1 tRNA gene and 1 rRNA gene are annotated in these 448 nt (G+C 48.9%); both read right to left on the minus strand.

Annotated elements, in window-relative coordinates:
• Positions 1-217: 217 nt before the first annotated feature.
• Positions 218-293 (minus strand) — tRNA-Glu (locus PGR10_RS25385).
• Positions 294-378: 85 nt separating this feature from the next.
• Positions 379-448, minus strand: a 16S ribosomal RNA gene (locus PGR10_RS25390); the annotation flags it as partial.

Below are 448 nucleotides of genomic sequence, written 5' to 3' on the forward strand. Positions count from 1 at the left end.
CAGGGCATCCACCGTGTACGCTTAGTCGCTTAACCTCACAACCCGAAGATGTTTCACTTCTGATTGCGAAAATTTGAGAGACTCGAACACACATTAGCTGTGTGTCGTTTCAATTTTCAGCTTGATCCAGATTTTTAAAGAGCAAATATCTCAAACGTCACCCGAAGATGAGTTTTGAGATATGTCGGCGCGCGTCTTTCACTCACGAACCAGCAAGTGGCGTCCCCTAGGGGATTCGAACCCCTGTTACCGCCGTGAAAGGGCGGTGTCCTGGGCCTCTAGACGAAGGGGACACTGAAGTCTCAATCGCAAGACGCCTTGCTTCTTTACTTTCATCAGACAATCTGTGTGAGCACTACAAAGGCAGGTTCTTTAAGGTAAGGAGGTGATCCAACCGCAGGTTCCCCTACGGTTACCTTGTTACGACTTCACCCCAGTCATGAATCAC

The sequence above is a fragment of the Klebsiella sp. 141198 genome, from assembly GCF_050600785.1.
In the GTDB taxonomy this organism is placed as follows: domain Bacteria; phylum Pseudomonadota; class Gammaproteobacteria; order Enterobacterales; family Enterobacteriaceae; genus Klebsiella; species Klebsiella aerogenes.